Source organism: Achromobacter sp. UMC71, from assembly GCF_014170305.1.
GTDB lineage: Bacteria > Pseudomonadota > Gammaproteobacteria > Burkholderiales > Burkholderiaceae_B > Achromobacter.
The window spans coordinates 60,768-84,742 of the sequence record NZ_LZZT01000039.1 but is presented as its reverse complement, the minus strand read 5'-3'; the positions used below and the strand labels follow the sequence as shown (position 1 = coordinate 84,742).

Annotated in this window: 23 protein-coding genes; 7 read left to right on the top strand and 16 right to left on the bottom strand. The window is 67.2% G+C overall.

Going from position 1 to position 23,975, the window contains the following annotated elements; genetic code table 11:
* Positions 1–17: 17 nt before the first annotated feature.
* Both A9974_RS19275 and A9974_RS19270 read right to left on the bottom strand, forming a co-directional pair.
* Positions 18–1,463: a M81 family metallopeptidase gene (locus A9974_RS19275; RefSeq protein ID WP_183005780.1), complete on the bottom strand. Its 1,446-nt coding sequence runs from the start codon at positions 1,461–1,463 to the stop codon at positions 18–20.
* Positions 1,464–1,512: 49 nt separating this feature from the next.
* Positions 1,513–2,649 carry an FAD-binding oxidoreductase gene (locus tag A9974_RS19270; RefSeq protein WP_183005779.1) on the bottom strand — a complete coding sequence of 379 codons (1,137 nt, stop codon included), beginning with the start codon at positions 2,647–2,649 and terminating at the stop codon, positions 1,513–1,515.
* Positions 2,650–2,754: 105 nt separating this feature from the next.
* Between A9974_RS19270 and A9974_RS19265 the strand changes: the two genes are divergently transcribed.
* Positions 2,755–3,111, top strand: coding sequence for a hypothetical protein (locus A9974_RS19265; protein ID WP_183005778.1), 357 nt, complete (start codon positions 2,755–2,757; stop codon positions 3,109–3,111).
* A gap of 18 nt (positions 3,112–3,129) precedes the next feature.
* Here the strand turns inward: A9974_RS19265 and A9974_RS19260 are convergent, their stop codons facing one another.
* From A9974_RS19260 to A9974_RS19250, 3 genes are all read right to left on the bottom strand, one after another.
* Positions 3,130–3,612, bottom strand: a complete 483-nt coding sequence (locus tag A9974_RS19260) for a DUF2269 domain-containing protein (protein WP_183005777.1) — start codon at positions 3,610–3,612, stop codon at positions 3,130–3,132.
* Positions 3,609–4,865 carry an SDR family oxidoreductase gene (locus A9974_RS19255; protein WP_183005776.1) on the bottom strand — a complete coding sequence of 419 codons (1,257 nt, stop codon included), beginning with the start codon at positions 4,863–4,865 and terminating at the stop codon, positions 3,609–3,611. Before A9974_RS19255 ends, A9974_RS19260 begins: the two co-directional genes overlap by 4 nt.
* Positions 4,866–4,972: 107 nt before the next feature.
* Positions 4,973–5,503, bottom strand: coding sequence for a GbsR/MarR family transcriptional regulator (locus A9974_RS19250; RefSeq protein ID WP_183005775.1), 531 nt, complete (start codon positions 5,501–5,503; stop codon positions 4,973–4,975).
* Between the two features lie 101 nt (positions 5,504–5,604).
* Here A9974_RS19250 and A9974_RS19245 point away from each other — a divergent pair, with 101 nt between their 5' ends.
* Entirely contained in the window at positions 5,605–6,066 is a 462-nt protein-coding gene (locus tag A9974_RS19245; RefSeq protein ID WP_183005774.1) for a DUF6389 family protein, read from the top strand.
* A gap of 7 nt (positions 6,067–6,073) precedes the next feature.
* Here the strand turns inward: A9974_RS19245 and A9974_RS19240 are convergent, their stop codons facing one another.
* The 6 genes from A9974_RS19240 to A9974_RS19215 form a co-directional block, all read right to left on the bottom strand.
* Positions 6,074–6,697 carry a glutathione S-transferase family protein gene (locus A9974_RS19240; protein ID WP_183005773.1) on the bottom strand — a complete coding sequence of 208 codons (624 nt, stop codon included), beginning with the start codon at positions 6,695–6,697 and terminating at the stop codon, positions 6,074–6,076.
* A 115-nt stretch (positions 6,698–6,812) separates the two neighbouring features.
* Positions 6,813–7,730: a LysR family transcriptional regulator gene (locus A9974_RS19235; protein ID WP_183005839.1), complete on the bottom strand. Its 918-nt coding sequence runs from the start codon at positions 7,728–7,730 to the stop codon at positions 6,813–6,815.
* A 154-nt stretch (positions 7,731–7,884) separates the two neighbouring features.
* The gene (locus tag A9974_RS19230) at positions 7,885–8,904 is read right to left on the bottom strand and encodes a histone deacetylase family protein (protein ID WP_183005772.1); all 1,020 of its coding nucleotides are present in this window, start codon (positions 8,902–8,904) and stop codon (positions 7,885–7,887) included.
* Positions 8,901–10,226: an MFS transporter gene (locus A9974_RS19225; protein ID WP_183005771.1), complete on the bottom strand. Its 1,326-nt coding sequence runs from the start codon at positions 10,224–10,226 to the stop codon at positions 8,901–8,903. Before A9974_RS19225 ends, A9974_RS19230 begins: the two co-directional genes overlap by 4 nt.
* Positions 10,227–10,707: 481 nt before the next feature.
* Positions 10,708–11,658: a glycerophosphodiester phosphodiesterase family protein gene (locus A9974_RS19220; protein ID WP_370539656.1), complete on the bottom strand. Its 951-nt coding sequence runs from the start codon at positions 11,656–11,658 to the stop codon at positions 10,708–10,710.
* A gap of 17 nt (positions 11,659–11,675) precedes the next feature.
* Positions 11,676–12,623 carry a WD40 repeat domain-containing protein gene (locus tag A9974_RS19215; RefSeq protein ID WP_183005769.1) on the bottom strand — a complete coding sequence of 316 codons (948 nt, stop codon included), beginning with the start codon at positions 12,621–12,623 and terminating at the stop codon, positions 11,676–11,678.
* A gap of 207 nt (positions 12,624–12,830) precedes the next feature.
* Here A9974_RS19215 and A9974_RS19210 point away from each other — a divergent pair, with 207 nt between their 5' ends.
* A complete protein-coding gene (locus A9974_RS19210; RefSeq protein WP_183005768.1) occupies positions 12,831–13,463 on the top strand; it encodes a LysE family translocator in 633 nt (210 codons plus the stop codon).
* Positions 13,464–13,472: 9 nt separating this feature from the next.
* Here A9974_RS19210 and A9974_RS19205 read toward each other — a convergent pair whose 3' ends face one another.
* The 4 genes from A9974_RS19205 to arsH all read right to left on the bottom strand — a co-directional run bounded on the left by A9974_RS19205 (position 13,473) and on the right by arsH (position 18,138).
* The gene (locus A9974_RS19205) at positions 13,473–13,850 is read right to left on the bottom strand and encodes a DUF1294 domain-containing protein (protein ID WP_183005767.1); all 378 of its coding nucleotides are present in this window, start codon (positions 13,848–13,850) and stop codon (positions 13,473–13,475) included.
* Positions 13,851–13,971: 121 nt separating this feature from the next.
* Positions 13,972–16,251 (bottom strand): FdhF/YdeP family oxidoreductase, encoded by a 2,280-nt coding sequence (locus tag A9974_RS19200; protein WP_183005766.1) that lies wholly within the window; start codon positions 16,249–16,251, stop codon positions 13,972–13,974.
* Between the two features lie 147 nt (positions 16,252–16,398).
* A complete protein-coding gene (locus A9974_RS19195; protein WP_183005765.1) occupies positions 16,399–17,310 on the bottom strand; it encodes a LysR family transcriptional regulator in 912 nt (303 codons plus the stop codon).
* A 90-nt stretch (positions 17,311–17,400) separates the two neighbouring features.
* Positions 17,401–18,138: an arsenical resistance protein ArsH gene (arsH, locus tag A9974_RS19190; RefSeq protein ID WP_183005764.1), complete on the bottom strand. Its 738-nt coding sequence runs from the start codon at positions 18,136–18,138 to the stop codon at positions 17,401–17,403.
* A gap of 69 nt (positions 18,139–18,207) precedes the next feature.
* On the opposite strand from arsH, the gene A9974_RS19185 reads away from it, so the two are divergent.
* Both A9974_RS19185 and A9974_RS19180 read left to right on the top strand, forming a co-directional pair.
* Complete coding sequence (locus A9974_RS19185; RefSeq protein WP_183005763.1) at positions 18,208–18,519, top strand: helix-turn-helix transcriptional regulator; 312 nt, start codon at positions 18,208–18,210, stop codon at positions 18,517–18,519.
* A gap of 5 nt (positions 18,520–18,524) precedes the next feature.
* Positions 18,525–19,805, top strand: coding sequence for an arsenic transporter (locus A9974_RS19180; protein WP_183005762.1), 1,281 nt, complete (start codon positions 18,525–18,527; stop codon positions 19,803–19,805).
* Between the two features lie 69 nt (positions 19,806–19,874).
* Here A9974_RS19180 and A9974_RS19175 read toward each other — a convergent pair whose 3' ends face one another.
* The gene (locus A9974_RS19175) at positions 19,875–20,870 is read right to left on the bottom strand and encodes a tyrosine-type recombinase/integrase (protein ID WP_370539655.1); all 996 of its coding nucleotides are present in this window, start codon (positions 20,868–20,870) and stop codon (positions 19,875–19,877) included.
* A 332-nt stretch (positions 20,871–21,202) separates the two neighbouring features.
* Here A9974_RS19175 and A9974_RS19170 point away from each other — a divergent pair, with 332 nt between their 5' ends.
* Positions 21,203–22,291, top strand: coding sequence for a DNA-binding protein (locus A9974_RS19170; protein WP_183005761.1), 1,089 nt, complete (start codon positions 21,203–21,205; stop codon positions 22,289–22,291).
* 51 nt (positions 22,292–22,342) lie between these two features.
* The gene (locus A9974_RS19165; RefSeq protein ID WP_183005760.1) at positions 22,343–23,575 is read left to right on the top strand and encodes a DUF805 domain-containing protein; all 1,233 of its coding nucleotides are present in this window, start codon (positions 22,343–22,345) and stop codon (positions 23,573–23,575) included.
* Positions 23,576–23,975 lie beyond the last annotated feature (400 nt).

Sequence of the window (23,975 nt, the reverse complement as noted above, 5' to 3'; positions counted from 1 at the left end):
CGATGTCAGCCCCGGTGTCAGCCCGTGAAGGGCCATTTCGGCAGCTTGCGCTTGGTGAACGGCAGCGCGTTCAGGTCGTTGGTGATCGCGCCCGGCGTCTCGACATAGATGACGTGGCGGCCCACCTGCGAATACGAGGCATAGAAGTGTTGCGACGACTTCACGATGATCAGCTTCATCGCGCCCAGGTCCACGCCGAACTGCGTGAACAGGTCGGTGCCCATGGCCTGGGTGCGGTTGGTCGTCATCACGATAGTCACGCCCTGGCAGCGCACCACGGCCACGTCGCCCAGCAAGGCGGGCGTGCCCGCCAGCCCGGTCATGACGGCATCGCGCTTGAGCGCCAGGATCTCGCAGTCCAGGTCCAGCGGCTGGCCCGATACCGGCGCCACCTTGCCGCCCACGCGCAACTGGATGCGCGCGCCCAGGCCCGCCTCGAAACAGAGCAGCACGGCCACCGGGTCCCAGAACGGGCCGGTCGCCACGTCGCGCAGGCCACGGGCCAGCACTCGTTCCAGGATGAAGGTCGCGTCGCTGGGCGCGCCGCCGCCGGCGTTGTCGGCCGAGTCGGCCAGCACCACCGGAAAGTCGTCCAGCGCCAGCGCCTGGTCCAGCGCTTCGTCGGCGCCCGGATAGGGCGGCGTCAGCTGGTCGCGGAAACCGATGATCTCTTCGCCCAGCGCGCGCGCCAGCCTGTCGGCCTGGCCCGGGTCGCCGTCGGTGTAGACCAGCACCTTGGAGCCCATATCCGGCGTATCCCCCCACGGAAAGCCGTGGGCGATGGACACCGACAGCACGCCTTCTTTGCCTTCCATGGCCAGCAGGCGGTCGACGAAGCTGCGCATCGGCTCGCGGCTGGTGTGCATGATCGAGATCATGTTGCAGTCATAGACCGCGTGGGCGGGGCGGATGCGGCCTTCGGCCCGGGCCACGCACAGGTCCACCAGATCGTAGGCGCGCTCCAGGATATCGGTATGGGGGTATTCCTTGAAGCACACCAGGAAGTCGGCGCTGTCGACCATGGCGTTAGTCAGGTGGCAGTGCGGGTCCAGCTCGGCGCCGATCACGGTGTCGGGACCGACGATCTCGCGGGCCCGGCGCAGCAGGTCGCCTTCGCAATCATCGTAGCCGTCGGCCACCATGGCGCCGTGCAGGCCGAACAGGGCAATGTCCACCTTGCCCGCGCGGCGCAGGTCGCCCAGCAGCTCGTCGCGCAGCGTCTCGTAGGCCTCGCGGGTGGTGATGCCGGCCGGCGTCGCGCCTGCCGTCAGGCCTTCGACCAGCGTCCAGTTCTTGCCCTGGGCGCGCTGGCGGGCGGCCCACAGCGGCCCGGAAAACAGCTGCATGCGGTCGGGGTGCTGTCCGGCGGGGTAATAGCCGCGGGCCCGGTAGGCCGTCAGGCCCGTCGGGATGGGAGAAAAGGTGTTCGTCTCGGTCGCCAGGGACGCGGAAAAGATCTTCATGCAACGGCTCCGTTCGAAAAGGGGATGGGGGATACGACGGGCACTGCGTTCAGCGCAAGCGCTCGGGGCGCACCGCGTGGGCGTCCACCCCGTGCGCCTGCAAATGGGCCGGCAAGGACTGGCGGGTCAGCAACGCAGCCGCCAGTTCGGACGTGGCGGCCGCAGTCTGGATGCCGTAGCCGCCCTGGGCCGCGAGCCAGAAAAAGGCCGGCGCCGCGGCGTCCCAGCCCACCACGAAATCGCCGTCGCGCACGAACGAGCGCAGGCCGGCCCAGGTGTGCCTGGGCCGCCGGATGGTCAGGGACGTGGCCGATTCGATGCGGTGGATGCCGGTGGCCACGTCCAATTCCTCGGGCACCACGTCGTGCGCGGGCACCGGGTCGGCGTTGGCGGGCGAACCCAGCAACTGGCCCGCATCGGGCTTGAAGTAATAGCTTTCGTCCACGCCCACCACTGCCGGCCAGTGGGAAAAATCCACGTCGTCCGGCCCGGCGAAGGTAAAGGCGGTGCGCCGGCACGGTTGCAGGCCCACGGGCTGGGCGCCGCACAGCGCCGCCGCGTGATCGGCCCAGGCGCCGGCCGCGTTCACCAGCACCCGTGCCCGCAGCGCGGCGCCGCCGGTCAGCGTCAGTGTCCAGACGCCGGCCTCGAAGGCAGCCGCCGCCAGTTCGGCGTTGTTGCGCAGCACCGCGCCCTGGCGCGCCATGCCGCGCAGAAAACCCTGGTGCAGGGCGTGTACGTCGATGTCGCGGGCGTCCGGTTCCTCGATGGCGCCGCACAACTGGTCAGCGCGCAGGCAGGGCACCCGCGCCACCGCCTGCTCGGCATCGATCAGTGTCACGTTGGGCGACTGGCTGCGGAAATCGTCGTACACCTGGCGCAGCAGTTCCTGCTGGTCTGGCGTGGCGATATACAGCACGCCGCGCGGGCTGAGCAGCGGATAGTCGGTGAACCCCTGCGGCGGGTGTTCGTAGAAATCGCGGCTGGCGCGCGTCAGCGCCTGGATCTGCGGCGTGCCGTAGGTCTCCATGAACATCGCCGCCGAGCGGCCGGTGGAGTGGTAGCCGGGCTGGGCCTCGCGTTCCAGCACCGCCACGGAGGCCGCCGCGCTCAGGCGGTAGGCCACGGAGGCGCCGGCGATGCCTGCGCCGATGACGGCGTAGTCGTAGATGGGGTCTGCGGTCATATTGTCGGAAGCGAGAATTCTCTTATTTGATAATTCTCGGATACGATAGTGGCTGAGCGCGAGCCCGGTAATAGGGGTTGTCCCGATGCCCGTAAAATCGCGGCCATGCTCTCTACTCAAGTCATCGTTGCGCTGCTCGTGTTGCAGCTTGCCCTGGTCATTCCGCTGGCCGCCGTCGTCATCCAGTTGTTGCGCTTGGTCCATTGGCGCTTTCGCGCCGATCCCCAGACTCGCGGCGATCGCCCGCACTTCACCGGCCCGGTGCTGGCGCTGGTGTTCAGCGCGCTGGCCGCCAGCGACTTCATCGGCTTCGAGCCGTTCAAGACCGTGTCCGAACTGAACCCCGTGCCGATGGCCGCGCGGGCCTACTTCACGGTGGGCATGCTGGCGCTGGCCGTGTGGTGCTGGGCCTATGCCGGCGCGATCCGGGCACGGATCCGTGGCATGCTGGGGTTGCGTTGAGCGCTTCGCAGACGGTGTTCAGGCCGCCCACAACGCTGGCTTGAGCACCATCAGGAAATACACCGCCACCATCGCCAGGAAGGCCGGGTAGCCCAGCATTTCCCACCACCGCGCAAAGCGCCAGTAGCGCGCGGGCAGCGCGGCGGCGCCGCCTGCGTGCGCCGCGCCCGCCATCCTGGCCATTTCATATTGCAGCCACACCACCGGCAGCCAGCACGCGCCCGCCAGCAGGTACAGCCCGATCGACAGGCCGAGCCAGGGCGCGGTCCATGACCAGCCCGCCATGTGCGCCAGCCACAGGCCGGACAGCGGCTGGAAAATCACGGCCGGCGTGGTGAACCACAAGTCCGCCCGCACCACCAATCTGGACACGGCCGCGATCGCGGGAATCGATCCGGTGCGATTGGCGAAGAATAAATAGAAGGCCGTGCCGAAGCCCGTGCCCACCAGCAGCACCGACGACATGATGTGCAGGGCCTTGATCGTGAGATACCAATTCATGGCTGGGTTTCCTCGCTGAGCAGCATGAGTAAAAGGGCAAGCACGGCCACGTTCTTCAGGACCGGGCCAAAGGGATGCAGCAGGAATGCGGGCGAGGTCACGGCGATCACCCCGGAATAGGCCAGCACCAGTGCGGCCTGAAACTTCCACAGGCGCCGCCCGGGGCGCCAGAGCGTGGCAATGCCCAGGATGCAGTCCAGCGCCGCGGCGCCATACAGCGCCACGAGCGCGGCCACGCCGGTCAGGCCGACGGGCGCCAGCAGCGCCAGGCTGCCGTCCACGGGATAGAGCAGGGCGCTGCACACGGCCGTCCATAACCAGATCAGCGCCAACGCGGCGCGCATCATGGCCGGGCGCCACGCGGCCAAGGCTTGCTGGCGCAGCGCGGGCGCGGCCGTTGCGTCGATGAATGTCTCGATGCCGGCGGGCGGGCGTCCCAAGGCCCGGGCCGTTGACGCGGCGTCGGCCGTGTTGCCTGCCTGCAGCATCCGCCACGTGTCGCGGGTGAGCAGCGAGCCGGGCACGTGATGCAACAGCGTCGCCACTGCGCGGATCAGCCAGGCCGGCACGCCGAACTGCCAGGCCGGGGCGAAGCCCAGCGATGCCCGGTACGCCGCCAGCATCTGGCGGTACTCGACCTCGGCGCCGCCCACCAGGTCCAGCACGGCCGGGCCGTCTTGCGGGCCACGCAACAGCCGCGCGACGATCTCGGCCAGCTCATCGACATGGATCGGGCGCAGCCGCTGATGCCCGCCCGCCGGCACTGGCTGCACGGGTAGCGATGCCAGCGCCCGGAAGAACCGGGCCGACGCGCCCTGTGCGCCATACACCAGCGCGGGCCGCAGGATGTGGTGCGTGACCGGCAGCGATTGCAGGTGCCGGTCGGCGGCGCGCTTGCTCTCGAAGTAAGGGGTGACGCCGGTCTCGGCGCCCAGCGCCGACAGCTGCACGATGCGCCGCACGCCGGCGCGGCGGGCGGCGTCGAACAACGCGATCGGCGCGCGCCGGTGGATCCGGTCGAAGGTGGCGTCGCCGCGCTCGACCAGGATGCCCACCGCGTTGACCACCACATGGATGCCGCGCAGGCGGTCGGTCCAGGCGGCCGGGTCGGTGTCGGCCTGGTAGTCGATGGCGATCTCGTCGGGCTGCGATGGCCGCCGCACGCCCTTCAGGATCCGGTGGCCATCGCGCGCCAGCGCCTCGCACAGGGCGCGGCCGACGAAACCATGGGCGCCGCAGACCAGGATGTTCATACCGATGCCCTCGCAGGAAGATGCACGATGGATTCTTTCGTTTCTGTTATTTCTGTATAGACAGAAATAACTATTTAAAAAAAGGGCGGGTGGGTCCGCCCGCGTGGTCAGTGCTTGGTCCGCCGCATGGTCTTGCTGATCTTGGCGCCCATGCCCAGCGTCTTCATCAGGGTGTCGGGTTTCATGCGCAGCATTTCGTCGGACCAGGTCGTGAGGATTTCCATGAATTCCAGCGTTTCGCGCACGCGCTGCTCGGTGACGCGGCTTTCGTTGGCCATTTCGGGGCTGGCCAGGCTGTCGCGCAGCACGCTCAGCGTGGGGTCGATCTCGCGCTGGCGGCGGCCTTCGACGATCAGCTTGAACAGTTCCCAGATGTCGGTGGACGTCTCGAAGTGGTCGCGGCGGTCGTCCATGACGTGCACCACCTTGGCCAGGCGCCAGGCCTGCAGCTCTTTCAGGCTGTTGCTGACGTTCGAGCGCGCCACGCCGAGCGTGTCCGCGATTTCCTCGGCGGGCAACGGGCGGCCCATCAGGTAGAGCAGGGCATGGATCTGCGCCACGGTGCGGTTCACGCCCCAGCGCGAACCCATTTCCCCCCAGTGCAGGATGAAGCGTTCGGCGATCGGTGTCAGTTTCATGGCGCCACTGTAGGAGGTTTCTGTTATTTCTGTCAAGACAGAAATAACAGAAACCGAATCCTCCGGTACGCTAGGCGTTTTCGTCTGACAGGGCCCGTGCAATGACCCGGCAAGACTATCAAGACACCCTGCGGCGCGTGCTGGACGCGCATACCGGTACCGCGTTGCGCACGCTGGCCGGCCTGTTCCCGCGTTTGCCGGCGAAAGCGCGCGAGATCCAGTTCGGCATCTTCCCGGACCAGGACGGCGAGGGCACGTTTTCCGTGGTCATCGGGCTGGACGGCCCCGACCTGTACGTGCTGAACAAGGCCATCGACGGCTACCGCCACGTGTTTGACGTGGTCCATGGCGAGAACGGCGTCACGCCCCGGGTGCCCTTGTTCGCGCGGGAACCGGACTTCTGTGTGCAGGATGCCATTGCCGACACCGCCGCGGATTGGGTGCAGGCGCTGTGGGAGCAGGGCGGCCGGGCCGTGTCGCCGCTGCCTGCCTGCATCTATGCCGACGAGGATTACGGCACGACCTTGCCCCGCAGCCTGCCGGCCGATTCGGCAGGGACGTGAAGGGCGGCTACTGGCTGGCCTGCGCCAGCGCCCGCTGCACGGCCGGCCGGGCAGCCACGCGCGCCAGGTAGGCGGTCAGCTTGGGAAAGGCCTTCAGGTCCACGCCGTCGCCTTCCAGCCAGCTGCCGATCGTGTAGAGGTAGCCGTCTGCCACGGTGAACTGATCGCCCGCGACCCAGGGGCCGGCGATCTGCGATTCCAGGTAGGCGGCGCAGGCCGTCATGGTCTGCGGCACCTTGGCGCGCATGGCGTCGTGCGCGGCGGCGTCGTCCGCCCAGCGGGCGCCGCGGCGCTTGTGGGCGTGGGCCACGTGGGCGGTGGACGCCAGGTAGCTGTTCAGTTCCTGCATCTGGGCGAACGCATACGGGTCGTTCAGCGGCGCCAGCCTGGCCTCGGGAAAACGCTGCGCCACGAAGGTCAGCAGCGCGGGGGTCTCGGTCAGCACGCCGTGCTCGGTCTTGAGCGCCGGCACGCGGCCCTTGGGATTCACCCGCAGGTAGTCGGGGCTTTGCTGCTGGCCGGCGGCAAAGTCCAGCTTGACGACGTCGAAATCGGCGCCCGCTTCCTGCAGGGCGATGTGGGTAGCCAATGCGCAGGTACCCGGTGCGGTGTAGAAGGTCCAACGAGACATGTGCGTCCTCTGGGAGCGTGCGGAAGGAAGCCGCCATTATCGCCAGAACGCGTCCGCGGGACGCGGCTTTTCGGCGCGGCAATGATGATGCGCTGCGGCATTCCCGGCGGCGGCGTCAACGCGCCCGGGCCGCCAGCGGCGTGCGCGCCAGGAAGCGGTCGAACGCCGCCAGGAACGCCGTTTCCACCGCGCTCAGCTTGCGCTGCTTGTGCCAGGTCAGGAACACGTCGATCTCGGCGACGCTGTCCTGGGGCGGCAGGCGCCGCAGTTCGCCATTGACCACGTCCTGCGCGATCAGGTGTTCGGGCAGGAAGCTCAGGCCGATGCCGGCCACCACCATGCGGCGCACTTCCTCCAGATGCGGCGAGGTGCCGACGATGCGACCGGTAAAGCCCTGCTGGTCGCGAAAGATCGTCAGCGGCGACAGCGTGTCGCCGATCTGGTCGCTGGCGAAGCACACGAAATTCTGGTCCAGCAGGTCTTCGATGCCCACCCGCGGCCGCGAAAACAGCGGGTGGCGGCGCCCGCACACCACGGCGTACTGGTGGCGCATGAACAGCAAGCGTTCCAGGGCTTCGACCGGCTTGCGGCACAGGCAGATGCCCAGCGCCGGCACGCGTTTGGCCAAGGCGTCCAGGATGTCCGCGCTAGGCTGCATCTCCATGTGGAATTCCACCTTTGGATAGCGCTGGTGGAAGTCGGCCAGGAAATCGTCGTACGGCGTGCTCTGGATGCGGCTCATGACCAGCAGCCGCAGCGTGCCGGCGACCTCGGCCTTGTCCTGGGTGGCAGCGTTTTCGATGCGCGCCATGGTGCCATACATGTCGCGGGCAATGGCGTAGATTTCCTCGCCCAGTCCGGTCAGGCGGAATTCGCCGTTGCGCCGGTGCAGCAGCACGCCGCCCACCGCGTCTTCCAGCCGCTTGAGCGCCTGGCTGACCGCCGGCTGGCTCAGGTGCAGCGCCTGCGCCGCCCGGCCCACGCCGCGCGCCTGCACCACGAACATGAACGTGCACAGCAGGTTCCAATCCATGCGCTCGGGCGCCAGCGGCAGGGTGGCGGAGCGGACGGCGGGGCGGACGGAAGGGTCGGCGGAAGGATCGGCGAAAGGGTCGGCAGCGGGCGGCATGGCGGAATGACGGCAAGCGGAACGAAAGGGCCGGGCCCGCCGCGCCGGCCCCGGGGATTCAGGCGCCGGCCAATCCAGCGAAGAACCGCGCGGCGTTGGACTCCAGACCCTCGATATAGTAGCCGCCTTCCTGCACGATCAGGGTGGGCAAGGCCAGGCCGCCGACCTCGCGGCCCAGCCGCTCGAAGCCGTCTTCCGACACCGCCACCATCGCTTGCGGGTCCTTTTCGAAAATGTCGAAGCCCAGCGACAGCACCAGCACGTCGGGCTGGAATTTTTCGATGGCGGCGCGCGCTTGCGCCAGGCGGTCGAAGAACACCGCTTCCGGCGAGCCGTGCGGCATCGGCAGGTTGACGTTGTAGCCGTAGCCTTCGCCGGCGCCGCGCTCGTCCTCGAAGCCCGCCACCACCGGATAGAAATTTTCGGGGTCGCCGTGGATCGATACGTACAGCACGTCGCTGCGTTCGTAGAAGATGTCCTGGATGCCCTGGCCATGGTGCATGTCGGTATCCAGGATCGCCACGCGGCCGTACGTGCCGCGCAGGCGCTGCGCGGCGATGGCCGCGTTGTTCAGGTAGCAGAAGCCGCCCGCCGCATCGCGCCGCGCATGGTGGCCGGGCGGGCGGCAGATGGCGTAGGCATGGCGGTCGCCGGCCGCGACCCGGTCGGCGCCGGCAATGGCGCATTGCGCCGCCCAGTAGGCCGAGCGCCAGGTGTTCGGCCCCACCGGGCAGCTGCCGTCGGCCAGGTAGCGGGCCGCCTGCGCCAGCACGCCGCGCAGGGCGTTGGGCTCGCGCACGAACACGTTTGACACGACCTCGTCGCCCCAGTCCTCGGGCAGTTTTTTCCAGTCGGCATGGGCGTTTTGCAGGAACTGCAGGTAAGGCGTCGTATGCACGGCGGCCAGGGGCTCGATGCCGTGGTCCGCCGGCGCCTGCACGTCGAACCCCAGGTGGCGGGCGGCCTGCGCCAGCGCGTCCAGACGCGACGGCACTTCCTGCGGCGTGCGCATCTTGCCGCGCGAGAAGTAAGTCTGCGGATGGTGCAGCTTCTGATCGTCGTGAAAAAACGCCTTCATGCTTGATGCCCCTTCAGTTGGAATTGAACGCGGCGCTGGCCGTATGCGCCCAGCAATAGCACGGATACCAGCGACAGTAGCGAAATCACCGAGAACAGCAGCGCCAGCGGCCACCACTGACCTTTGAAATTCTCGGCCAGCACCGTGCCCAGCATCGGCGTCAGGCCGCCGAAGATCGCGCCCGACAGCTGGTACGCCATCGAAATCCCCGTGTAGCGGATCGCGGTCGGAAAGCTGTCGCTGACAAAGCCCGCGATCACCGCATAGTAGGCCCCCATGAACAGCACCGCCACGCCGATGCCCAGGGTGATCGAACCCAACGAGCCCAGGTCCACCAGGTTGAACATCGCGTACGGCGTGAATATCGACACGAGCGAGGTGGCCACCAGGAACCGCAGGTTGCCGACGCGGCTGGCGATGTACGCGGCCAGCGGCGTGATGAAGAACTGCATGATGGACACGACCAGCAGGCAATCCAGGATCACCGCGCGGTTCAGGCCCACGTACTGCGTGGTGTAGGCGATCATGAACGTGCTGGTGAAATAGAACCCGGCGATGCCCAGGACGTTGGCGCCTACCGCCATGGCCAGCAGTTTGGGCGCGCCGGTCAGCACCTGCGCCAGCGGGGTGCGTTCGGGTTTGGAACGCTGAGCCTGGGCGCGTTTTTCTTCCAGGAAGTCGGGCGATTCGTTCACGCTCAGGCGGATCACGAAGCCCACCACCAGCAGCACGGCCGAGAACAGGAACGGCACGCGCCAGCCCCAGGACAGGAACGCCGCGTCATCCAGCCCCGTCACCAGCTTGAACATCAGCATCGACAGGATCAGGCCGGCCGGGCTGCCCAGCTGCGCGAACGAGGCGAAGAACGTGCGCTTGCGCTTGTCGGGCGAATGCTCGCCCGCCATCAGCACCGCGCCGCCCCATTCGCCGCCCACCGCCACGCCCTGCACAATGCGCAGCAGCACCAGCAGGATAGGGGCCCACACGCCGATGGACGCGTAGGTCGGCAGCAGGCCGATCAGCACCGTCACCGAACCCATCATCAGCAGCGTGATGACCAGCGATTTCTTGCGCCCGATGCGGTCGCCGATGTGGCCGAAGATCGCGCCACCCAGCGGCCGCGCGAAAAAGCCCACGGCGAACGTGCCGAACGCCGCCAGCGTGCCGTAAAAACCCGTCGCCGACGGGAAGAACAGCTTGCCGAACACCAGCGCGGCGGCCGTGGCGTAGATATAGAAGTCGTACCACTCGATCATCGTGCCGACGAAAGCGGCGGTGGACGCGCGCACCGGCTGGTGGCCCGTCTTGGAATTTCCCCTCATGTTTATCTCTCTGAAAGTGGGTTGAGGTTGCTGCGTCAGTCGTTATACGCGCGCACCCACCATAAGAAAAATTCTGAATTCTTATTCGCGAAATTCAGCGAATTTATGAGTGAAAACCCTAGGTTTGCAGGGAGATGCCGGCAAATGGGGTGGCCGGATAGCGCAACGGCCCGCAAGCCGGGCCGTTGTCGCTTGCAGAGGGCAGCAGGGCCACTAGGGCCTATTCACACTAGAAGGCGCCTCGCATGAGTACCCAAATGAGTGACTATCAAGGCGCGAAGCGCAGTCGTGGCCGGCCCCCGGCGAGCATTCGCAACGCTGAGAGGCGCTCATTTGGGTACTCACCCTTCGGGCAGGCCGGTAATCGGGCGCCAGGCGTCGTTGCGCTCACCTTGCGTGGCACAGCCACGCGGCGGCGACCGCGCCTAGCCTGGCGCCCGATTACCGGCCTGTGCGAGGCGCCTTCTAGTGTGAATAGGCCCTAGCGCTGAGTCCCCGCCGGTGCCTCCTGCGCGGGGCATTGCAGCGGCCGCGGCAGCGCCTCGCGGATCGCCGCCATCTTGCGCGGCGAATCCGCCAGCACCCCATCCACGCCCAGGCAGGCCGCCGCCAGATAATCGGCCGCGTCGTTCACCGCGATCGCCACGATCCGCACCTGCGCCGACCGTTGCCGAAAACACCCCACCGACGCAGGCGACCACAGGGTCGCGTTCACTTCCGAGCGGCCTTCGCCCAGCGTGAACTTTTCGGTCACCGTCACCTTGCGATGCAGCTCGAACGCCGTCCACGCCGAGGCGGCGGGCGGGTCGACGCAGCCGCCGCCCAGGTCCATCTGCAGCAAACGCTGGCGGGTCGCGTCGCGCGACTCGAACAGGCGCGCCTGCGGGTAGGCCGCAAAACTGTGCTGGTAACCGGCTTCGGTGGAATAGATCACCACGCGCGGCCAGGCCTGTTCCTCGGTCAGCACGCGGGCCACTGCCTCGGTCTGCGGCGCGGCGGGCAGGGCTTTCATATCCAGGATGACCGGCAGCGTCGGCGGAATCGCGCGCAGGGCCTCGCGCAGCGTCGGGATGCCGGCGGGATGCTCGCGATAGGGAAATACGTCGCCGCCGGCGCCTGGCTGCCGGAACGTCCAGCCCGCATTGACCCGCGCCAGCTCGGCCGCTGTGCGGCTCGCGACGGGGCCGCGTGCATCGGTCAGCGCCGACAGATCCGCCGGGCGATACAGCACGGGCACGCCGTCGCGACTGAGCTGCACCGTCAGCCACAAGGCATCGGCGCGATGCGCGACCGCCTGCCGGATCGCCTCAAGCGTATTCTCGGGCGCATCGCCCGTGCCGCCGCGATGCGCGATGATCATCGGCAGCCTGGCGGCGGGCGGGGCAGGGGGAGGGGCTACGCAGGCACTGAGCAGGGCAGCGCAGAGCGGCAGCAACCGGGCAGGACGAATCACATGCGGCACGGAAATCCCTCCCTATCGGCGGCTTTGAATTCCAGCGGCCCGACAAGCGCGCCGGTATGAAAGTCCACGATTTCTCCGCCATGGGTCAATAGCCGGTCGCCGAACCAATCCGACGCTAGCCGCGCAGGCGGTCCGCGATGCCGCAGCACGGCGTTCTCGACCGCGCCCGTACGGGCGTCGACGATCAGGTCCTCGCCCCAATTGCTGCGCGGCGTCTCGGACAACGGCAGGCACAGATGGGTGCCGCCTTCGTTGAAGTGGATATTGCCGGCCCGGACCTCGCCGTATTCGCCGATGTCGCGCGACCAGAGAACCGCGCCGTCGCGGTCGCAGCACAGCAGGCGGTTATTGGCGCCCGTGACATACAACACCGCGCCGTCATGCGAGAAGCGTACGCGTGAGACCAGGTCGCCCAGCGGGAGCTTGACCTTGCGGATGTCGCCACTGCGGCAATCGACGGCCAGCACTGCGTCGCGCGTGCGTTCGTCCGGGGCCCACAAGCCGCCGTCGACCGGGTCCATGTCGCCGAAACGGGCGTCCAGGTCGCGCGCGATCGGGTCGCTGCATTCGCCTGACTGCAGATCGATCACGACGGGACGCCGCTTGCCGTTGAACGCGCTGGCCAGCGCGTAGCGGCCGGAAGGATCGAAGCGGGTCCAGAAGGACAGGAGCTTGTCGGTCTGCTGCGCCACGGCGCCATCGGCCAGGAAGGTCAGGCGGGTCCGGTTGGCGTTGCGCACGATCACCCAGTTCGCCGAGGCCAGCGCCAGGCCGAGGCCATCGCGCGATACGTCATTGACCACGTCGTCGGCCTGCGCGCCGGGCACCGGCGACAACACGCCGCTTGCAGGGTCATACCGCGTCAGGCGCGGTTCGGGCAGGAAACGGTCGGTCTGGTCGAAAAACACCAGACCACGGCGCACATCTATGTACATCGGGCACTCCGACAGGCAACAGCATCGAACTATATCCTGCCCGGTTTCGCCGTAGTCAGCCGTGTCCGTAGAAGCGGCCGCCAGCCGCTTGCGAGGCGCCGCAGGCGTTGCAGACGATCATGGCGGGTTGCCGCGAGGGGGTGGCCCGGCGTATCGTCTTACGGGGATTGGCCCGGCCGCTGATCCCACCCCCTACTGGAGACCACCATGTTCCCCCTGGAAGTCCTGTTGCCCTATCTGCTCGCCTGCGCCATCGTGGTCATTTCGCCTGGCCCCGACAACATCCTGGCGCTCAGCCGGGGCCTAAGCCAGGGCAGGCTGGCCGCTGCCACCTCATCGCTGGGCGCGGCGGGCGGCATCATGGTGCATACGGTGGCGGCGACCTTCGGGCTGTCGCTGGTGATGCAGACCTCGGAAGCGCTGTTCTGGGGCATCAAGCTGATCGGCGCGGCTTACCTGATCTACCTGGGCGTCAAGGCGCTACGCGCCAAAGACCTGATCACCCTTCGCAAGTCGCATCACCTGCCGCTGCGCAAGGTGCTGGGCGTGGGCTTCTTTTCGAATGTGCTCAATCCCAAGCCGGGCCTGTTCGTGCTGGCATTCCTGCCGCAGTTCGCCGATGCCGGCCGGGGTTCAGTGCAGGCGCAGATGCTGGTCTATGGGGCGATCTTCGCGGTGCTGACGTTCCTGGTCTTCACCGTGATCGGGGCCTTCGCGGCGCGGCTGTCGGGTTGGTTGGTGTCGCGTCCGGCGGTGGCGGCCCGGTTGAACACGACGGCGGGTCTGACACTGATCGGCGCGGGCGTGCTAGTGCTGTCGGTCAAGTCTGGCAAGCACTAGCATGCCCGGTCAGCCCAGCCAGGGCGCCGCGACCGGCGTCCATAGGGCGCGCCCCGCCGGCGACCAGAAAGCCACGAACAGGGCGATATTCAACACGACCGTGATCCAGTAGCCCATCCGGAACGGCCGTTTCACGGACTTGTGGCGCAGCCATCGTTGCGCCAGCAGCGCGCCGGGCCAGCCGCCGATCAGCGCCAGGCCATGCAGGGTTCTTTCGGGAATCCGCCATCGCCCGGCGCGGGCCAGCGCCTTGTCGCGAGCATAGATGCCGAAGGTGATCAGGCTGAGCATCAGGTAGGCCAACCCTACCCACAGCGGTACGTGCCAAAGATAGACGGCCAGGGCGTAGGCCATGCAGCAGGCCAGGATGAAGAGGGGGCCTTTCATTGGCGGCCCGTCTTGACGCGATGGCTTGCCGTGACGCCGCCGCCGAGGCGGGTCAGGGCGTCCATTGCGGTCGATTGCAAGTCCGGTTCATGGCCGTGAGTGTAGCGTCCGGCTGTCGGCGTCAGGCGTCCAGCCCCGCCCGCCGGATGCGTACCGGCACCGACTTGTACGACGGCGTGCCGCTATCCTTGTCGATATAGTCCAGCGGCACCAGCACGTTGGCTTCGGGGTAATAAGCCGCCACCGTGCCGCGCGCGATGCTGTATTCGATGGCGGTGATGTGCTTCAGGACCAGCTTGCGGCCGGTGGACTCGGTTTCGATGTCGACCAGGTCGCCATGTTCCAGGCCCAGCGCCGCCAGGTCGTCGGGGTGCATGAACAGCACGTCGCGTCGGCCGAAGACGCCGCGGTAGCGGTCGTCCAGACCGTAGATGGTGGTGTTGTACTGGTCGTGGCTGCGTATTGTGACCAGCGTGAAGACATCGTCGTCCCAGGCCGCGTAGCTTTCGCGCACCCCCGGAAAGACCGAGAACATGGCCTTGCCCGTGGCGGTGGGCCAGCGGCGCTCGGTGGGCGGCAACGGCATGCGGAAGCCGCCCGGCACGCGGATGCGCGCGTTGTAGTCGTCGAAACCCGGGATGGTGCGTTCGATCAGGGCGCGGATGCGGTCGTAGTCTTCGACCAGGCCCAACCAGTCGATCTTGCTGCCCAGCAGCGTGGCGCGGGCCATGCCGGCCACGATGGCCGGCTCGGAACGCAGGTGCCGCGAGGCCGGCTTGAGCCCGCCGGCCGAGGCGTGCACCATCGACATCGAATCCTCGACCGTGATCGACTGCGCGCCTGTCGCCTGCACGTCCTGCTCGGTGCGGCCCAGCACCGGCAGCAGGAACGTCTCGCGTCCGACCAACAGGTGCGACCGGTTTAGCTTGGTACCCAGGTGCACGCTCAGGCGCAGCTGTTTCATCGCCTCGAAACAACGCTCGGGGTCGGGCATCGCCATGGCGAAGTTGCCGCCCAGGCAGATCAGCGCCTGCACGTTGCCGGCGACCATGGCCTGCATCGCCTGCACCGCGTCGTGGCCGTGCTCGCGCGGCGGTGAAAAGCCGAATACGTCTTCCAGGTTGCGCAGGAAACTCTCGCTGGGCTTTTCGGTGATGCCGACCGTGCGGTTGCCCTGCACGTTGGAATGGCCGCGCAGCGGGCAGATGCCGGCGCCGCGCTTGCCGATGTTGCCGCGCATGAGCAGCAGGTCGGCGATCAGCCTGACGTTGGCGGTGCCCTTGTTGTGCTGCGTGATGCCCATGCCGTAGGTGACGATGGCCGCCTTGGATTTGGCGTAGGCCTCGGCCACCTGTTCCAGGCTGGCCCGGGGCAGGCCGCTTTCTTTTTCGATGTCCGCCCAGGCGGTCGCGTTCAGGTCGGCGGCCAGGGCGTCCAGGCCCTGCGTGTGCTGAGCGATGAAGTCGTGGTCCAGCGCGTCCCCGCGCGTGGCGTCCAGCGCCAGCAGCGCTTTCATGATGCCCTTGAGCGCGGCCGCGTCGCCGCCGGCCTTGACCTGGTAGTAGGTCGAGGCGATGTCGGTCGACCCGTAGGTGGCCATTTCGACCAGGTTCTGCGGATCGGCGAAGCGCTCCAGCGCCCGTTCGCGCAAGGGGTTGAAGACGATGATCGGCACGCCGCGGCGCGCGGCTTCGTGCAGGGTGCCCATCATGCGGGGATGGTTGGTGCCCGGGTTGTGCCCGATCGAGATAATGAAATCGGTATGGTCGAAGTCTTCCAGCGACACCGTGCCCTTGCCGATGCCGATGGACCGCGGCAGGCCGACGCTGGTGGCCTCGTGGCACATGTTGGAGCAATCGGGGAAGTTATTGGTGCCGAATTCGCGGGCGTACAGCTGGAACAGGTAGGCCGCTTCGTTCGAGGCGCGGCCCGAGGTATAGAACTCGGCCTGGTCGGGCGAGTCCAGCTCGCGCATCACCTGGCCGATGCGGGCAAACGCGTCTTCCCAGGACACCGGGCGGAACGTGTCGCTGCCGGCGTCGTAGGCCATCGGATGGGTCAGCCGGCCGAAGTTCTCAAGTTCATAGTCCGACAGCTGCAGCAGCGACGAGACGGTGCGCTGCGCGAAGAACTCGGGCGTCACCCGCTTGCTGGTGGCTTCCCAGGTGACGGCCTTGGCGCCGTTTTCGCAGAATTGGAAGGTCGAACGGTGTTCCTTGTCCGGCCAGGCACACCCCGGGCAGTCGAACCCGGTCGGCTGGTTGGTCCGCATCAGCAGGACGGGCGCTTCGATCAGCTCCATCTGCTGGCGCACCGCCTGGGCAGTGGCTTTCAAGGCGCCCCAGCCGCCGGCGGGGCCGTTATAGGGACGAATGCCCGGTACGTCGCGTTGTTTGCTCATCTCTCATCTCCTGTGGGCAGCAGGCCCGACACCCGCATCGGCGGTCTTGCAACAGCCCAAGGCCCTCTGCGGCCAAGGTTGACAGCCTGCCTGGGCCCGCCGTGCCGCGCCAATCGTTTGCTTGAATTTCGTGATAACCGTGGATTATCACGGGCCCAGGTTCAGGGGCTGGTTCAGGGCCGTTTCCATGTCCAGGTTGGACGCGATCTGCCAGGCGGCCTCGGACAGAGCGGGTTGCGGCTTGCGCCGCAGCCGCACCAGACATACGTCTTGCGCGTATTCCGGCGTGATCGGGTGGACCCGCAGGCTGGCGCCTTCGTGCCGGGTCGGCAGCGCGCTCAGCGGCATGATGCTGAAGGCGCGGCCGCTTTCGCATTCGGCCAGCAGCACGCGCATGTCGTTGGTTTCCAGCACGACCTCGGGCACGGCGCCGACGGATTGAAAGCGTTCTTCCAGCGTCTGCCGGTTCTGCATCTCGCGGCTGAGCAGGCACAGGGGCAGCTCGGCCACCTCGGCCCAGCCCAGTTCGCGCGGCAGCGACGCCTGCGCGTCAGCCACCAGTACATAGCGTTCGGCAAACAGCGGCAGCACGTCGTAGCCGTCGCCGGACACCGACCGGTCATACACCATGCCTAGCTGGATATCCTGGGATTTCAGGCGTTTGAGGATTTCGGGGGTGCTCAGCGTGGCCACTTCCATCGACAGCTGAGGCAGGATCTCGCGGTACTGCGCGCTGAGCAGGGTGGCGGCGTGGCCGGCGGTGGGGATCACGCCAATGGCCAGGCGGCCCTTGGGCACGCTGCGGATCAGCCCGGCCTCCTGGCGCAGGCCTTCCAGCGACGTCAGCATCTGCCGCACCCACTGGATCACGCGCTCGCCTTCCGGCGTGATGCCCTGGAAGCTGCGGTTGCGCCGCACGATGGTGATGCCCAGTTCGCGTTCCAGCTCGCGGATGCCGTTGGACAGCGCCGGCTGCGACACGTGGCAGGCTTCGGCGGCCCGGCCGAAATGCCGGTGCTTGTCCAGGGCGATCAGGTAATTGAGTTGGCGGATGAACATGGCGCGGCGGCAGGGGCGTGGGCAGCCAAGGATATCTGAAATGCAAGCCCATGAAGACAGGCCGCGAACGCCGCCACGGATGCGCCGGTTTCAGGGCGCCATCGCCTCGCGCGCCAGCCGCGCCACTTCCTGGGCGACGCCTTTGCGTTCGCTGTAGCGATCGGTCAGGTAGTCGCTGCGGTCCCGCACCAGCAGCGTGAACTTGACCAGTTCTTCCATCACATCGACGACCCGGTCGTAATAGGGCGACGGCTTCATGCGGCCGGCGTCGTCGAATTCCTGGAACGCCTTGGCCACCGACGACTGGTTCGGAATCGTCACCATCCGCATCCAGCGGCCCAGCACGCGCAAGGCATTGACCGCATTGAACGACTGCGAACCGCCCGCCACCTGCATCACCGCCAGGGTGCGGCCCTGGGTCGGGCGCACGCTGCCGGTTTCCAGGGGCAGCCAATCGATCTGGCTCTTGAATACGCCGGTGATGGTGCCGTGCCGTTCCGGGCTGCACCACACCTGTCCCTCGGACCAGAGCGACAGCGCGCGCAGTTCCACCACTTTGGGGTGATCGGCCGGCGCGCCGTCGGGCAACGGCAGGCCATGGGGATCGAAGATGCGAGTCTCGGCGCCGAGGCGGGTCAGGATACGGGCGGCTTCCTCGGTCAGCAGGCGGCTGTAGGAACGCTCGCGCAGCGAGCCATACAGCAGCAGGATGCGCGGCGGGTGCGCGGCGCCGGTGACCAGGGACAGCTTGTCGTGGCTGGGGATGTCCAGCTGGGTTTCGTCCAGGCTGGGCAGGTCTGGGTCATCGGGAAGGGAATATGTCGTCATGGCAACTCGTGGCTAAGGGAATCGTTGAAGCTCATTTACATTATTCGATATTTCAAATAAAGTCGAATAATGGATATGAAAACTGCCGTGCAAGCCTTGGCCGCGATCGCCCACGAATCGCGCCTGACCGTCTATCGCCTACTGGTCCAGGCGGGCCCGGCGGGGCTTTCCGCCGGCAGCCTGGCGGAAAAGACCGGCATTGCGCCGTCTTCGCTGTCGTTCCACCTGAAAGAGCTGGTACACGCGGGCTTGCTCACCTCGCGCCAGGACGGGCGCTTTGTCATCTACGCGGCTCAGTACGACACCATGTCCGACTTGCTGGGGTATCTGACCGAGAATTGCTGCGGCGGGCAGTCCTGCGCGCCCGTATCCAAGCGGTAGCGGCCATGATTGCCGCTATCGCCATCTTCGTTTTCACCCTGGTCCTGGTCATCTGGCAGCCGCGCGGGCTGGGCATCGGCTGGTCGGCCAGCCTGGGCGCCGTGCTGGCGTTGGCCGCCGGGGTGGTGCACCTGGCCGATATCCCGGTGGTGTGGCAGATCGTCTGGAACGCCACGGCAACCTTCATCGCCGTGATCCTGATCAGCCTGCTGCTGGACGAGGCCGGCTTTTTCGAATGGGCCGCGCTGCACGTGGCGCGCTGGGGCCGGGGCAGGGGACGCGCCTTGTTCGCGCTGATCGTGCTGCTGGGCGCGGCGGTTGCGGCGTTATTCGCCAATGACGGCGCCGCGCTGATCCTGACGCCCATCGTGATGGCCATGCTGGCGGCGCTGGGCTTCAGCGCCGCGGCGACCCTGGCGTTCGTGATGGCCGCCGGTTTCATTGCCGACACGGCCAGCCTGCCGTTGATCGTGTCGAACCTGGTCAACATCGTGTCGGCCGACTTTTTCGGCATCGGCTTCAATCGCTACGCGGCGGCCATGGCGCCGGTGAATCTGGTGGCGGTCGCGGCTACGCTCGCCGTGCTGTTCCTGTATTTCGGCCGTGACCTGCCCGCGCGCTACGACGTCACGCAATTGAAGGCGCCGTCCGCCGCCATCCGCGATGCGGCCACGTTCCGCGCCGGGTGGATCGTGCTGGCGCTGCTGCTGGTGGGCTTTTTCGGGCTGGAGCCGTTGGGCGTGCCGGTCAGCGCGGTGGCCGCCGCGGGCGCGGCCATCCTGCTGGCCGTGGCCGGCCGCGGCAAGGTCATCAGCACCCGCAAGGTGCTGCGCGAGGCGCCGTGGCAGATCGTGGTGTTTTCGCTGGGCATGTACCTGGTCGTATACGGCCTGCGCAACGCCGGGCTGACGCAGTACCTGGCCGATCTGCTGACGGCCTTGGCCCGGCAGGGTCTGTGGACGGCCACGTTCGGCGCCGGACTGCTCGCCGCGTTCCTGTCATCGATCATGAACAACATGCCCACGGTGCTGGTCGGCGCGCTGTCGATCGACGCCAGCCAGGCCAGCGGGGTGGTCAAAGAGGCCATGGTCTACGCCAACGTCATCGGCAGCGACCTGGGCCCGAAGATCACGCCGATCGGCAGCCTGGCCACCTTGTTGTGGCTGCATGTGCTGCAACGCAAGGGCGTGACGATCCCGTGGGGGTATTACTGCAAGGTGGGGGTCGTGCTGACCTTACCGGTGCTGGCGGCGACCTTGGCGGCGTTGGCGCTCAGGTTGCATTGAGCCGGTATTTCAGGTTGACGCGGTTGCCGCGTTTGGGGGTGCGTTCACGTTCCGGCTGAACGCCACGCCCTAGGCGTCGGCGGGATCGTCATCCAGCAGACGCGCCCCGCGCGCCGATAGCGCCGCGCCGGCGCGGTGGTAGCCGACCACGCTGACAACACTGGCGTGGCCGGTCATCGCCATGATTTCCCCTAAAGCCAGGCCTTGCCGGCCGGCCTCGGTCACGAAGCCCGACCGCAGGCTGTGCGCGGCGTAGTCGCCGTCCAGCCCGGCCTGCGCCGCGCGGTCCTTGACCATGCGGCGCACGGCCTCCGCGCCCAGGGCGCCGCCCACCACGCCGCCCCGGCGCACGCGCCGAAAGAGCGCGCCTTCGGTAATGGCGGCCGCCTGCAACCAGGCATCGAGCGCCGCCGCGGCGCGGCCGACGATGGGCTTGTACATATCGGCGCGGTCAGCGCCTTCCTGGTTGGTCTTGGAATGCGCCAAGACGTATAGGAAGCCTTCGGGCGTGCGGCGCGTGTTCTCCATGGTGGCCCGCACGACCTCCGAGCGGCGCCGCCCGCCGCTGGCCCAGGCGAACAGCAACAAGGCACGGTCGCGCTTGCCGATCAGCGTGTCGTCGCAGGTAGCCAGGATCTGTTCCAGCGGTTCGCGGGTCAGGGCGTCCTTGCGGGCAGGGCGGACCCCGCGCCGGGCGTAGGCGCTGCGGGTGCGCGACATCAGCAACTGTACGGCGCGGCTGTGGCAGGGGTTGGGCAGACCCTGGGTTTCGTGGGCTTCGGACAGCACCGCCAGGCGGTGTTGCACCGTGGCCAGCTTGAACGGCCCCAGGGCGCGCTTGACGCGGGCGGCAACCAGCGCCTCGTCGATGCTGGCGGGCAGGTCGTGGGCCATGCCCGCGCCGGTGGCGTGTTCAACATGGTCGGCGATGAACTGCAAGATCACCTTGACCGGGACTGGCAATTGCAAGGCATGGCCATAGCGCAGGTCGTGCCAGGCGCCCCAATAACGGATGGCGCTGCGGTACGAGGCCAGCGTGTTGTCCGAACTGCCTTCCCGCAGCAGCGACTGCACGGAGGCCGCGCTGTCGCCCAGGCCGTACAACGCGTGGGCCACCGGATCGGCGAGGGCGTCGGAGGCTTGATCGATGGCGGGAGCGGCGGCAGGGGTCGCCCGAGGTGCCGCGCGCCGTGGTGTGCGCGGCAACGCTCTGGACGTGTTTGCCGGCATGGAATCGGGCAGGTTCTGCTCATTGTTGTATTTAATCATATGTATGCTGTAATATATAATACACATACGGGGAATAAGCGCGGATAAGATTTAATTATCCGCCTTTATTTCAATGAATACGAGCCGGGCGCGATAAGCAGGGCGCTCAAAAGGATGCAAGGAACACCATGGCCACCGGAATCCAGGAATCCGACGTCTGGGCAGCAGCCGATGCGCTGCTCAAGGCGGGCGAACAGCCCACGATCGAGCGCATTCGCCTGCACCTGGGGCGCGGCTCGCCCAATACCGTCGGTCCGCACCTGAAAGCGTGGTTCCGGGGCCTGAGCAAACGCCTGGACGCGCCAGGGCAGGGCAGCGGCCTGCCCGAGCCGGTGGCCCGATTGGCCAGCCAGTTGTGGGACAACGCCCTGGAGGCGGCACGCGCCGAATGGGCTGCCGGCGTTGCGGTCGAACGCGAGGCACTGGCGCAGGCTCAGGACGCGCTGCGGACCGAACAGGAAGCCTTTGCCCACGAGAAAGCCCGTGTCGACGCGCGCGAAGCGGACCTCGAAGACGGCATCCGCGCCGCCCGCGCCCAGGCCGCCGGCGCCGAGGACCGGGCCCGCGCCCTGGAAGTCCAACTGCGCGAAAGCATCCGCATCATCGACACCTTGCGCGGCAAGCTCGAGCAATCGCAACTCAACGAACGCGACACCCAGCAGGCGCTGCGCCAGGCCGTGGCCGAGCATCAGGCGGCGCTGGCCGCTACGCAGGAACGCCATGCCACGCACGAACGCCGCTGGCTGGGCGACCTGGACGCGCAGCGCCAACTGGTCAAGAAAGCGCAGGAAAGCCTGGAACAACAGCGCAAGACCGCCTTGCGGGACGCCGCCACCCAGGCCGAACGCCTGGGCGCGCTGCAATCCGAACGCGATCAACTGGCGCGCGACGCCGCCGACGCGCAGGCGCGAATTCAGCATCAGGCCGCCGAGCTGCAAGCCGTCAGGGAAGGGCATGCGGCCGCCCAGGCCAGCCTGCAGCAACGCGGCGACGACCTGGCCGCGCGGATCCACGAGCAACAGACGCAGTTGCAGACCAAGGACCGGCAGATCGAGCTACTGATGCAGGCGGTGGGCCGCTACCAACAGGAGAGCGAGGATCGTGCCGCGCTGCGCCAGGGTAGCGGCAAGCGGGCGGATGCATCGGCCGGCGAAGCCCCGGCAGCCGATGCCGGCGGCAACGACCGCAACCATCCGGCGCCGGCCGGCAAGCGATAGCGCCGCGGCCTTTTCTCGGTACCATCGGGGTCTGACAAGGGGGGCTTTCGATTGAAGACCAAAGGCTATCTTTTCGGCATCGTCGTTTCCTTCGCGCTGGCGGGATTCCTGGCCTTTTTGGGCTTGGTGTTCGTCACCGCCGACAACCTGGGCTGGGGCGCGGTGGCGCTCTTGAGCTATGCGGTGATGTTCGGCGGGCCTTTGGCCATCGTGCTGCTGCTGATCTGGATCGCCTACCTGGTGCGAGACCGGGGCAAGGTGCCGGGCCACATCCATGCCTTGATGTTCTTGCCGACGCTGGCGGCGGTGTTGATCGTGCCGGTCGATGACGCCATCCGCCAAAGCCGCTCAGACAGTTTTCGCAAGGAAAACCCAGCGATCGCCGAAACGCACGTCAACTTGAGCGGCCGCCCGATCGGGCTGGACTTTCGCGAAGCGTCCTCGTCGTCGAGCGGCGGCTCGCAATCCCTGGAACCCGCGTCGGCCACTCGCCACGGGGGTTCCAGCGGGTTTTCCAGCTTCACGCGCTACCCCCGCCCAGGCGCCGCGACCCGCGACGCATTTCCCTACGCGGGCAGCCGGCTCAAGGAAAGCGCTACCCGCTACACCTATTTCAATGTCGACGGCACGCCCGCTGGCACGTCGCTGCCGCTGCTGCACCTGCCATATCCCGACATTGCCACGCTGGTATCGGCGTACGCCTATGGCGAGGCCGCGTTGGTCGTGCATCAGTATTTCCATTACCCCGACCACGTCGAGGTGGCGCCGGGCCTGGCGCGCTTTTCCGGCATGGCCGAAGACACAATGGGCTCGGCCCGCATTCCGGGCTTGGCGATCTTCAGCGTGGAAAACTACACCCCCCAAACCATCGTCCGGCTGGAGCTCAACGGCCAAACGCAAGACCTGAGCGGCTTGGCCCGTAGCCTGGCCGGCGGCCCTTGCGATCCGCCGCGCGGCGGCACCCCCGCGGTGCTGGACCTGGACCGGCCGGTCAACGTGCGGTGGCAGACGCTGGAAGAGGCGCCGCGCTGGCACGAGGCGCAGGCGGTCGTGCCGGCCTTCAGCCCGGCCAGCAAGACGGATCCGGACAAGGCCTTGCTGCGCGTGCGCCTGTACTTCCTGCCGGACGGCACGATCGCGGCCGAACGCTACCGGGAAATCCGCACGCGGGGCGAGCTGGCGATTCGCGCCACGGGCGTGCCGGCACCGGCGAAGGCGTATTCCGTCTGCGGCGGGGCCTACGGCAACTACAACCCGCAAACGGTGAAACTGCTGCCCAATTGAAGGGCGCCTTTATCCACCATCGGCCGCGCCATTGGCCTGCGGGCCTCCTGGATAACACGCGCCGCGATCACCGGCAAAGACTGCGCCCCGGCATCCGCCCGATGGGTGCATCCCGACATTATTCGCGATCGGTTCACAGCTGCCAGACGTTGTTTCAACGCCGGTAAGACGGGGACATTCAATGAGCGTGCGAATGCCCAACGCGCGCGGCCTTCGTTGCTGCCTGATTTTCGATCACGTCATTAATTGGATTATCGGAACATTAATTCGAGTATCGAAGCGTCCATTGCTTTGAATATCGGAAGGAAAAGGCTAAAGCCGAAAACCGCGAAAAAATCATAAATAATCGCCGCGCAAGGTCAGGCACTGACTATTAATTCCAGAAATTAATATCCGCCGA

What these genes read in the sequence shown, in the direction of transcription:
- A9974_RS19230 (WP_183005772.1), bottom strand. Translation starts at nt 8,904, where the DNA reads ATGAAGGCGTTTTTTCACGACGATCAGAAGCTGCACCATCCGCAGACT.
- A9974_RS19225 (WP_183005771.1), bottom strand. Translation starts at nt 10,226, where the DNA reads ATGAGGGGAAATTCCAAGACGGGCCACCAGCCGGTGCGCGCGTCCACC.
- A9974_RS19195 (WP_183005765.1), bottom strand. Translation starts at nt 17,310, where the DNA reads ATGTTCATCCGCCAACTCAATTACCTGATCGCCCTGGACAAGCACCGG.
- A9974_RS19185 (WP_183005763.1), top strand. Translation starts at nt 18,208, where the DNA reads ATGGATATGAAAACTGCCGTGCAAGCCTTGGCCGCGATCGCCCACGAA.
- arsH (WP_183005764.1), bottom strand. Translation starts at nt 18,138, where the DNA reads ATGACGACATATTCCCTTCCCGATGACCCAGACCTGCCCAGCCTGGAC.
- A9974_RS19260 (WP_183005777.1), bottom strand. Translation starts at nt 3,612, where the DNA reads ATGAATTGGTATCTCACGATCAAGGCCCTGCACATCATGTCGTCGGTG.
- A9974_RS19265 (WP_183005778.1), top strand. Translation starts at nt 2,755, where the DNA reads ATGCTCTCTACTCAAGTCATCGTTGCGCTGCTCGTGTTGCAGCTTGCC.
- A9974_RS19235 (WP_183005839.1), bottom strand. Translation starts at nt 7,730, where the DNA reads ATGGATTGGAACCTGCTGTGCACGTTCATGTTCGTGGTGCAGGCGCGC.
- A9974_RS19180 (WP_183005762.1), top strand. Translation starts at nt 18,525, where the DNA reads ATGATTGCCGCTATCGCCATCTTCGTTTTCACCCTGGTCCTGGTCATC.
- A9974_RS19255 (WP_183005776.1), bottom strand. Translation starts at nt 4,865, where the DNA reads ATGAACATCCTGGTCTGCGGCGCCCATGGTTTCGTCGGCCGCGCCCTG.
- A9974_RS19275 (WP_183005780.1), bottom strand. Translation starts at nt 1,463, where the DNA reads ATGAAGATCTTTTCCGCGTCCCTGGCGACCGAGACGAACACCTTTTCT.
- A9974_RS19205 (WP_183005767.1), bottom strand. Translation starts at nt 13,850, where the DNA reads ATGAAAGGCCCCCTCTTCATCCTGGCCTGCTGCATGGCCTACGCCCTG.
- A9974_RS19270 (WP_183005779.1), bottom strand. Translation starts at nt 2,649, where the DNA reads ATGACCGCAGACCCCATCTACGACTACGCCGTCATCGGCGCAGGCATC.
- A9974_RS19210 (WP_183005768.1), top strand. Translation starts at nt 12,831, where the DNA reads ATGTTCCCCCTGGAAGTCCTGTTGCCCTATCTGCTCGCCTGCGCCATC.
- A9974_RS19245 (WP_183005774.1), top strand. Translation starts at nt 5,605, where the DNA reads ATGACCCGGCAAGACTATCAAGACACCCTGCGGCGCGTGCTGGACGCG.
- A9974_RS19250 (WP_183005775.1), bottom strand. Translation starts at nt 5,503, where the DNA reads ATGAAACTGACACCGATCGCCGAACGCTTCATCCTGCACTGGGGGGAA.
- A9974_RS19200 (WP_183005766.1), bottom strand. Translation starts at nt 16,251, where the DNA reads ATGAGCAAACAACGCGACGTACCGGGCATTCGTCCCTATAACGGCCCC.
- A9974_RS19215 (WP_183005769.1), bottom strand. Translation starts at nt 12,623, where the DNA reads ATGTACATAGATGTGCGCCGTGGTCTGGTGTTTTTCGACCAGACCGAC.
- A9974_RS19170 (WP_183005761.1), top strand. Translation starts at nt 21,203, where the DNA reads ATGGCCACCGGAATCCAGGAATCCGACGTCTGGGCAGCAGCCGATGCG.
- A9974_RS19240 (WP_183005773.1), bottom strand. Translation starts at nt 6,697, where the DNA reads ATGTCTCGTTGGACCTTCTACACCGCACCGGGTACCTGCGCATTGGCT.